At 68.2% G+C, this 9406-nt stretch carries 8 protein-coding genes and 2 pseudogenes; 3 read left to right on the plus strand and 7 right to left on the minus strand.

From position 1 onward, the window contains the following. Positions 1 to 14: 14 nt before the first annotated feature. The 6 genes and pseudogenes from GJ632_RS15375 to GJ632_RS15400 all read right to left on the minus strand — a co-directional run bounded on the left by GJ632_RS15375 (position 15) and on the right by GJ632_RS15400 (position 4140). Entirely contained in the window at positions 15 to 344 is a 330-nt protein-coding gene (locus tag GJ632_RS15375) for a hypothetical protein (RefSeq protein WP_191453414.1), read from the minus strand. Positions 345 to 398: 54 nt separating this feature from the next. Next, positions 399 to 575: a hypothetical protein gene (locus GJ632_RS15380; protein WP_191453415.1), complete on the minus strand. Its 177-nt coding sequence runs from the start codon at positions 573 to 575 to the stop codon at positions 399 to 401. A 55-nt stretch (positions 576 to 630) separates the two neighbouring features. Further along, positions 631 to 1289, minus strand: a pseudogene (locus GJ632_RS15385) (amino acid ABC transporter ATP-binding protein). 78 nt (positions 1290 to 1367) lie between these two features. Next, on the minus strand, positions 1368 to 2189 hold the full coding sequence (locus GJ632_RS15390; protein WP_191453416.1) for an amino acid ABC transporter permease: 822 nt from the start codon (positions 2187 to 2189) through the stop codon (positions 1368 to 1370). 43 nt (positions 2190 to 2232) lie between these two features. Further along, positions 2233 to 3138, minus strand: coding sequence for a basic amino acid ABC transporter substrate-binding protein (locus tag GJ632_RS15395; protein WP_089807966.1), 906 nt, complete (start codon positions 3136 to 3138; stop codon positions 2233 to 2235). Between the two features lie 184 nt (positions 3139 to 3322). After that, positions 3323 to 4140: pseudogene (locus GJ632_RS15400) on the minus strand (COX15/CtaA family protein). Positions 4141 to 4323: 183 nt separating this feature from the next. On the opposite strand from GJ632_RS15400, the gene GJ632_RS15405 reads away from it, so the two are divergent. Together GJ632_RS15405 and GJ632_RS15410 are read left to right on the plus strand one after the other, a co-directional pair. After that, a complete protein-coding gene (locus GJ632_RS15405) occupies positions 4324 to 5451 on the plus strand; it encodes a Xaa-Pro peptidase family protein (RefSeq protein ID WP_191453417.1) in 1128 nt (375 codons plus the stop codon). A 125-nt stretch (positions 5452 to 5576) separates the two neighbouring features. Beyond that, positions 5577 to 7823 carry an NADP-dependent malic enzyme gene (locus tag GJ632_RS15410; protein ID WP_191453418.1) on the plus strand — a complete coding sequence of 749 codons (2247 nt, stop codon included), beginning with the start codon at positions 5577 to 5579 and terminating at the stop codon, positions 7821 to 7823. A 73-nt stretch (positions 7824 to 7896) separates the two neighbouring features. On the opposite strand, the gene GJ632_RS15415 is transcribed toward GJ632_RS15410, so the two are convergent. Beyond that, a complete protein-coding gene (locus tag GJ632_RS15415) occupies positions 7897 to 8589 on the minus strand; it encodes a twin-arginine translocase subunit TatC (RefSeq protein WP_191453419.1) in 693 nt (230 codons plus the stop codon). Between the two features lie 120 nt (positions 8590 to 8709). Between GJ632_RS15415 and GJ632_RS15420 the strand changes: the two genes are divergently transcribed. Then, on the plus strand, positions 8710 to 9406 hold a 697-nt coding region (locus tag GJ632_RS15420; RefSeq protein ID WP_191453420.1), incomplete at its 3' end, for a sulfite exporter TauE/SafE family protein.

The following is a 9406-nucleotide window of genomic DNA, read 5'->3' on the forward strand; positions in this document are numbered from 1 at the left end:
TTTCGGACCCCACTTCACGACGGCGCGCCGACGGCGCCGACGGCGACGGGGACGCCCTCGACGACGGCCGCCGTCAGGAGGCCGACGACGACGGCGAGGACGGAGAGGACGACGGCGTTGCCCTCGATTCCGAACGGGTTCGACGGCGACGACGTCAGCGACCGGAAGAGCGCGAGTGCGCCGACGAGCGCACCCGCGGCGTGGACGCCCGCGAGCGAACGGACGAGCGACAGTCGCGAGAGGCGGGCGACGACGAGGCTCACGCCCGCGAGGAGCGAGAGGGCGAACAGCGTCGCGACGGCGACGAGCACGACGAAGAAACCGGCACCGGGGACGTTCGTCATACGCGACGCTACTCCGACGGGCGATAAGTGTCTTCGGTCTGTCGAGAACGGGAGCTAGCGGACGGTGAGCGTCTCCCCGCAGTCGGGACAGGAGAGGGACTCGGCGTCGCGCGTCGCGACCGTGAGCCACTCGTCGACGGGCGCGGCGCGGCCGCAGACGGGACAGTACAGGACGGCTTTCGGGGCGGTGGTCGTCTGGCGTTCGCGGGACCGGCGCGTGAGCGCGTTCATACCGAAAGAGACGCTGCCAGGAGGGAAGAGCCTAGCGTGTGTCGCCGTGACTCGGCTACAGCAGTTTCGAGAGGAACTGCTGGCCGCGTTCGGTCTCGGGGTTCTCGAAGAACTGCTTCGGTTCGCCCGTCTCGACGACGCGGCCGTCGGCCATGAGGACGATGCGGTCGCCCACCTCGCGGGCGAAGCCCATCTCGTGGGTGACGACCATCATCGTCATCCCCTCGTCGGCGAGCGTTCGCATCACTTCCAGCACCTCCCCGACGAGTTCGGGGTCCAGCGCGCTCGTCACCTCGTCGAACAGCATCACCTTCGGGTCCATCGCCAACGCGCGGGCGATGGCGACGCGTTGCTGTTGGCCGCCCGACAGTTGGTTCGGGTAGGAGTTCATCTGCGCGCCGAGTCCGACGCGTTCGAGGAGTTCCTCGCCGCGCGCCATCGCCTCCGCCTCGTCGATGCCGCGGACCTTCCGCGCGCGAGCGTGACGTTCTCCAGCGCCGTCTTGTGCGGGAACAGGTTGAACGATTGGAACACCATCCCGATGCGCTGGCGCAGGACGTTGATGTCGGCCTTCGGGTCGGAGATGGACTCGCCGTCGAGTCGAATCTCGCCGCCCTGAATCTCTTCGAGGCGGTTCGCACACCGAAGCAGCGTGGACTTACCGGACCCGGACGGCCCGATGACGACGGTCACGTCCTGGTCCTCGACGTCCAAGGAGACGTCTCTGAGGACGTGCGTCTCGCCGAAGTACTTGTCAACGTGGTCGAACTCCAGGAGGGAGTTCACTGGTCGTCACCCCCCCCAGTCGGCGCGGTCCTCCAGGTAGGTCACGAGTCGCATCAACGGGAGCGTGATGGAGAGATACGCGATGGCGACGATAACGAGCGGCGTCCAGGGGTCGAACGTCGCGCTGTTGACGCTTCTGAACTGTTGCATCAGTTCGGGGAGCGCGATGATGGTGAGAAGCGAGGTGTCCTTGACGAGGATGACCTGGTCGTTGCCGATGGCCGCGAGGGCGTTGCGCCACGCCTGCGGGACGACCACCTCGCGCATCCCTTGGATGTAGCCCATGCCGAGCGACCGCGCGGCCTCCATCTGGCCGTCGGGAACGGCGTCGATACCGCCGCGGACCGCCTCGCCGACGTAGGCGGCGTGGTTCAGCGTCAGGGCGATGATGGCCGTCGGGAAGCCCCAGTTCTGCACCGGGAACGTCCCCGGCCACAGCGTCGGGATGCCGAAGTAGACGACGAAGAGTTGGAACAGAAGCGGCGTCCCGCGGAAGAACTGAACGTACGCCGTCGCGATGCCGTTCGTTATCGACGTCTTCGAGACGCGCGCGAGACCGACGAACACGCCCGCAGTCACCGAGAGCACACCGCCGATGACGACGATTTGGAGCACCAGGAGGTACGCCGAGACGAACTGCGGCAGGACGGTCCGCATCAGCTCGAAGCTGACCTGCGTGACCACGATGTAGACGACGAGTGCGAGGACGCCGAGCGCGAAGACGCTCGACAGACTCGCGCCGAGCCACTTCAGCGTCGTGTCGTCGAGGAGCCCGCCGCTACCGCGGTTCCCCTCGTCGGACGTTGCCCCCGAGTATGAATCAGCCATGATAGTTCGGATATCGGTGTGAGTTAATAAAGGAGGGTCCCGTTCAGCCGCTGAAATACTCCGAGTATATCTCGTCGTACGTGCCGTCCTCCTTGATGGCCGCGAGCGCCTCGTTGACCTTCTCGCGGAACTCGTCGTCGTCTTGGCGGAACGCGATGCCGTAGTTCTCGACGGTCAGCGTGAGGTACGGCGGCGCTTCCTGCCCGGCCTCGGCGGCCGCGCCCTCGCCTTCGAGGAACACCACGTCGTCGCGCTGGTTGGCGAACTCGGCGTTGACGGTGTTGTCGTTGATGACGGCGACGACCTGCCCGTTGATGAGGGCCTGGAACGCGCCGTTGATCTGGTCGTACTGCTTGAGCGTGAGGTCGCCGTCGAACTCCGTTTTGAGCTCCTCGGCGGCGGTGGAACCCGTCGTCCCCTTCTGGACGCCGACGGGCTGACCCTTCAGGTCCTCCTTCGACGAGATGTCGCCGTTCGCCCGCACGATGACCGTCTGGTACGCCGTGAAGTAGGGGTCCGAGAAGTCAACCTTCTCCGCGCGCGTGTCGTTGATGGTCATCGCGGACATGATGATGCGGAAGTTGTTGTTGTTCAGCGAGGGGATGATGGAGTCGAAACTCGTCGGCTTGAACTCGTAGGAGACGCCGAGTTGCTCCTCGAAGATGGCCTGTGCGATGTCCACGTCGAAGCCGGTCAGTTCGCCCGAGGTCGTCTCGTACTCGAACGGCCGGTACGGGATGTCCGACCCGATGACGACGTTGTCCGGGACGACGGAGTCCTCCGTCGCCGTCGCCGTCGGTTCCTCGGTGGTCTCGCCGCCGGAACTCTCCGTGGTCGTCGATTCGGTCGTCTCAGCCTCCGTACTGCCACCGTTGCCACCGGTACACCCCGCGAACAGACCGGTGCCGACCACGCCGACACCCGTCTTCAGGTAGGTACGTCTATCCATGACAACGTTTCGTAACCGATGGGGGTATAACATATCTTCGATTCGACGACCTCGGCGCGTTCGAGACTGACAATTTTTGCGGAAAGAAGGGTCGATTGTCACATTCTTTCGTCTACTCCACGGACGACTTCGGACGGAATCGGCCGCCTCCGCGGGGACGACTCGGCGGCGGCGCGGTCCGCCGTCAGTCGCTCCCGCCGGGGACGCCGCGGGACCGCCGCGCCGCCCGGTCCCGGAGGGCGTACGCCGCCGCGCCCACGAGTCCCAGAGCGACGACGGTGCCGCCGACGGAGACGTACTGAAGACCGCCGCCGTACACCTGCCGGCCGAGGACGAGGAGGGCGACGAGGAGGAGGGACGCGCCGCCGGTGGCGAGGCGGACTCGGTCGGCGCGTCGGCGTCGGCCAACCAGACGGTCACGGCGACGAGCGAGCCGTACGTGACGAGGCCGAGCGTGTAGTAGACGGCCTGCACGTTCGCGCCGAACGGGACGAACATGTGGGGCGCGAGGACGACGAGGGCGGCGACGCCGACGGCGAGGGCGGACACGAGGCGACGAATCTCGGCGACTCCGGGGGCGTCGAACGTCCACGCGGCGGCGAGGACGACGCCGGTGAAGATGGTCGAGGCGGTGACGAAGTGCGCCGACAGGATGGCCCACTCGTACGTCGTCACCGTCAGCGCGCCGAGGATTATCTGCGAGGGCAGGAGGATAGTCGCGGCGGCGAGGGCGCGGCGGACCCGGCGGTCAGCCCCGGTCCGCCACACCTGAATCGTCGTCCCGAGGATGACGAAGCCGACGACCATCGCGACGAGGCGGTGGAACCACTCGATGAAACTGCTCCAGTTCGCCGGGAACAGTCCGAGGAAGCCGTCGCAGAAGGGCCACCGGCCGGCGCACGTCAGTCCCGCACCGGCCGCGGCGGTGTACACCCCGAGCACCATCAGGAACCCCGTCAACGGGACCGACAGCGCCACGAGGCGCCGGAGGCGAGCGTTCATACTCTCCGCTCGGGGGCGAATCCACTTGAACCCCTCTCTCCGCCGACGCGCGAACTACTCGCTCGCGCGCGGCGTGCGACGCCGGCGCTCTCGGTCGGTCGCCCCCGTTCGGCCGTGCGGGAACCGGTGTCGGGCCGCGAGCGCATCGGAACGTTTCAAGTTCTCGGGCGGGAACGCTCTCACATGACCGACGAGGACGACACCGTCGCGAGGCACCTCGACGACCGGCGCGAACGCCTGGACGACTACCTCGACCGCGAGGAACTCGACGCCGTCTGGTTCGCGCGGCCGAACTCCTTCTCGTGGCTCACCGGCGGGAGCAACGTCGTCTCCCGCGACGCCGACGTGGGCGTCGCCGCCGCCGGTTACGACCGCGACGACGGGTGGGTCGTCGTCACCGACAACATCGAGGCCCAGCGACTCGCCGACGAGGAACTGCCCGACGAGTTCGCCGTCGAGGAGACGCCGTGGTACGAGTCCTCCCTCGCGGAGGCCGTCGCCGACCGGACGACCGGTCGCGCCGCGGCGGACTTCGACGTGCCCGGACTGGAGACGGTGGCGGCGAGCGAACTCCGCCAACCGCTCTCGGAGACGGACGTCGACCGGTACCGTGACCTCGGCCACGACACCGCTGACGCCGTCGAACGGGTCGCCCGCGAACTCGAACCCGGCGACACCGAACACGAAGTCGCCGCCGCCCTGAAGATAGCGTTGGCGACCCGCGGTATCGACGCCCCCGTCGTCCTCGTCGGCGGGAGCGAACGCGCCCAGCAGTACCGCCACTACACGCCGACGTACGCGGAGTTGGCCGACTACGCCCTCCTCTCGGTGACGGCCGAACGCGGCGGCCTGTACGCGAGTACGACCCGGACCGTCGCGTTCGACCCGCCGGGGTGGCTGGCCGAACGGCACGCGAAGGCCCAGCAGGTGGAGACGAGTGCGCTGGCGGCGACGCAGGCCGTCGCCCGACTCGGCGGCACCGCGGGCGGCGTCTTCGACAACATCGCGGCCGCCTACGAACACGTCGACTTCCCCGAGGAGTGGCGCGAACACCACCAGGGTGGGGCCGCGGGCTACGCCGGCCGCGAGTGGTTCGCCGCGCCCGACGCCGAGGAGGCGGTCCGGACCCCGATGGCGTACGCGTACAACCCGACGATTCGGGGGGCGAAGTCCGAGGACACCGTCCTCGTGAGCGACGACGACGCCGAGGTGCTGACGACGACGGGCGAGTGGCCCACGCGCGCCGTCAAGGGGTGGGACCACGAGTTCGCCCTCGAACGGCCGGAAGTGCTGCACATCGACCCGGAGTAGTCCCGGCGCGGGGCGCGTCGACGCGAGGCGACACCACTACTCGGAACCGAGTTGCATTTCGTCGTCTGTCGAAGCAGAGTTCGACAGTACGGTAGCTTTTTGAGGGCTCCGACGGTCCCTCCGGCATGGGATTAGACGACGACGCCCGGGAGTATCACCGCGAAGAACCGCCGGGCAAGATAGAGATTTCGACCACGAAACCGACGAACACGCAGCGTGATCTCTCGCTGGCGTACTCGCCCGGCGTCGCCGCCCCGTGTCTCGACATCGACGAGGACCCGAACCGCGCCTACGAGTACACGGCGAAGGGGAACCTCGTCGGCGTCGTCTCCAACGGCTCTGCGGTCCTCGGTCTGGGCGACATCGGCGCGCAGGCGTCGAAGCCCGTCATGGAAGGGAAGGGCGTCCTCTTCAAGCGGTTCGCCGACATCGACGTGTTCGACATCGAACTCGACCTCGAGGACCCCGAGTCCATCGTCGCGGCCGTCAGCGCGATGGAACCGACGTTCGGCGGCATCAATCTGGAGGACATCAAAGCGCCGGAGTGCTTCGAGATAGAGTCGCGCCTGCGCGAGGAGATGTCCATCCCCGTCTTCCACGACGACCAGCACGGCACCGCCATCATCTCCGGGGCCGCCCTCCTCAACGCCGCCGACATCGCCGGCAAGGACCTCGAAGACCTGAACATCGTCTTCTCCGGCGCGGGCGCCTCCGCCATCGCCACCGCCCGGTTCTACGTCTCCCTCGGCGCGAAGAAGGAGAACATCGTCATGTGCGACTCCGACGGCGTCATCACGCCGGACCGCGAGGCGGTCAACGAGTTCAAGGCCGAGTTCGCCAACGACGTCCCGGCCGACACCCTCGCCGAGGCGATGGCGGGAGCGGACGTGTTCGTCGGCCTCTCCATCGGCGGACTGGTGGACCAGGAGATGGTGGCGTCGATGGCCGAGGACCCCATCATCTTCGCGATGGCGAACCCCGACCCCGAAATCGGCTACGAGGAGGCCAAGGCCGCCCGCGACGACACGGTCATCATGGCGACCGGTCGCTCGGACTACCCGAATCAGGTGAACAACGTCCTCGGCTTCCCGTTCATCTTCCGCGGCGCTCTCGACGTGCGCGCGACGGAGATAAACGAGGAGATGAAGCGCGCGGCCGCGGAGGCACTCGCGGACCTCGCGCGACAGGACGTCCCCGACGCCGTCGTGAAGGCGTACGGCGACCAACCGCTCCAGTACGGCCCCGAGTACGTCATCCCGAAACCGCTGGACCCGCGGGTGCTGTTCGAGGTGGCCCCCGCCGTCGCGCAGGCGGCGATGGACAGCGGGTCCGCACGCAGCGAACTCGACCCCGAGGCGTACGAGGAGCGTCTGGAGGCGCGCCTCGGCAAGTCCCGCGAGATGATGCGCGTCGTCCTCAACAAGGCCAAGTCCGACCCCAAGCGCCTCGCCCTCGCGGAGGGGACCGACGAGAAGATGATTCGCGCGGCGTACCAACTGCAGGAACAGGGCATCGCCCACCCGGTCCTCATCGGCAGCGCTGAGAAGATACGGCAGACCGCGGCGGACCTCGGACTGGACTTCGACCCCGAGGTGGCGGACCCGCGAAGCGGCGAGTGGGACAGTTACGCCAACCGCCTGTACGAACTGCGCCAGCGCAAGGGGATGACGAAGAACGAGGCGCACGAACTCATCCGGCGCGACACCAACTACTTCGCCAGCGTGATGGTCGCGGAGAACGACGCCGACGCGATGCTGACGGGGCTGACGCACCACTACCCCTCGGCGCTTCGCCCCCCGCTTCAGGTCATCGGCACCGCGCCCGACGCCGACTACGCCGCCGGCGTCTACATGCTGACGTTCAAGAACCGCGTCATCTTCTGCGCGGACACGACGGTGAACCTCGCGCCCGAGGCGGACGTGCTGGCGGAGATTACGAAACACACCGCCGAGTTGGCGCGCCGGTTCAACGTCGAACCGCGCGCGGCGATGCTGTCGTACTCGAACTTCGGGAGCGTCGACAATCAGGGGACGAGAAAGCCCCGCGACGCCGTGAAACTGCTCCACGACGACGACGAGGTTGACTTCCCCGTCGACGGCGAGATGCAGGCCGACACCGCCGTCGTCGAGGACATCCTCGAGGGGACGTACGAGTTCTCCGAACTGGACGACCCGGCGAACGTCCTCGTCTTCCCGAACCTCGAAGCGGGTAACATCGGCTACAAACTGCTCCAGCGTCTCGGCGGCGCGGAGGCCATCGGGCCGATGCTCGTCGGCATGGACAAGCCCGTCCACGTCCTCCAACGGGGCGACGAGGTGAAGGACATAGTCAATCTCGCGGGCGTGGCCGTCGTGGACGCGCAGAACGAGTAGTCAGCGACACCTCTCTTCTGACTCGTTCGGCTCTCTTTCGCCTCGTTTGACTCGCTTCCGACTCGCTCGACGCTCACCGAAACTCCAGCCACGCGACGCCCGCGGCCAACCCGGCGAAGAGCGGTGCCGCGAAGAGGACGAACGTCGCGCCGTCCGGCGGCGAGTAGCACGCCGCGAACGCGACGAACGCGAGCGCGGCGTACCCGCGCTGTCTGGTCGAGGTGTACCGACCGACGACGCCCGCGCGGACGGCGGCAGCGAGGAGGAACGGCGTCGCCGCCGCGGCGCCGAGGGTGACGGGGAAGAACAGCCACACCTCCGCGGCCCAGTAGGCGTCGAGGACCGGACGCCCCGAGGCGGACGCGACAGCGCCGACGACGTGCGGGAGCGCGACCCGACCGCAGACGGCGGCGACGGCGAACGCGACCGGAGCGACGGCGGCCTGTCGTCGGCCCCGCGAGAGGGAGACGCGCGCGTCGCGGCCCACCGCGCCGACGAGGACGACTGCCGCCGCGAACGCCCCCGCGAGCGTGCCGACTTCGACCGCGAGGCGGAACTCCGACTGGGGACGCGGGGAGAGGCCGACCGGGAGGACGGACGACGGGACGACGGCGGTGAGGTCGAACGCCGCCGCGAGGGCGGTGACGACGGCGGAGACGAGGAGGAAGACGGCTAAGAGCGCGCGGAGATGCCGACGGGCCGACGCCCAGAGAGGACCGTCGGCGGTGCCGTCGAAACCGTCGGCGGTGTAGTATTCGGAGGGCATCGGCAGAGCGTCTCGGGACGGCGACTATCAACTTTCTGTCCCCGCCCGCGGGGAACCGGTCGTCCGCCGGCCGCGCACAGCGTGCGTAGCTTCACGTCGTCGCTCGCCGACGCTCACGCGATGACAGTCCCACCGGGCGACCCGGCGTCGCTCTCGTTCGCACTGGTCGTGGCCGCCGTCGTCGCGTTCGGCGGGTTCGTCACCGGGCTGAACGGGTTCGGGTTCGCCGTCGTGGGCACGTCGCTATTGGCGTTCGTGATGGACCCCCAGACGGCAGTGACGACGATGATTCTCCCGATACTCGCCGCGAACGTCTCCCTCGTCCGCGAACTCGACCGAGACGGCTTCGTCTCGTGCGTCCGACGGTTCTGGCCCTACGTGGGCGCGGCGCTGGTCGGAACCGTCCTCGGCATGCTGTCGCTGTCCCTCGTACCGACGCGACCGCTGGCGCTCGGACTCGGCCTGTTCGTCCTCGCCTACGTCGCACTCTCGCAGGAGCGAGTCGAGATTCCGGGCGAGTCGCTGCTCAGACGGCGCTGTTTCGTCGACACCGGGGCGCCGAAGGCGGCGCTCGGATTCGTCTCCGGCGCCGTCTTCGGCGTCTCGAACGTCGGCGTGCAGGTGGTCGCCTACCTGAAGAGTCTGGACCTTGACCGGGAGACGTTCGTCGGCGTCGTCGCCATGGTGTTCCTCGGCGTCTCCGTGGTCCGCATCGGCACGGCGGCGGTGCTCGGACTGTACGACGGCGGGGGCCTGTTCGCCGTCTCCGCGGCGGCGGCGGTGCCGGGACTCGCCGGCGTCGCCGCCGGCAAGCGCG

It is taken from the genome of Halogeometricum sp. CBA1124 (assembly GCF_009741955.1).
GTDB lineage: Archaea > Halobacteriota > Halobacteria > Halobacteriales > Haloferacaceae > Halogeometricum > Halogeometricum rufum.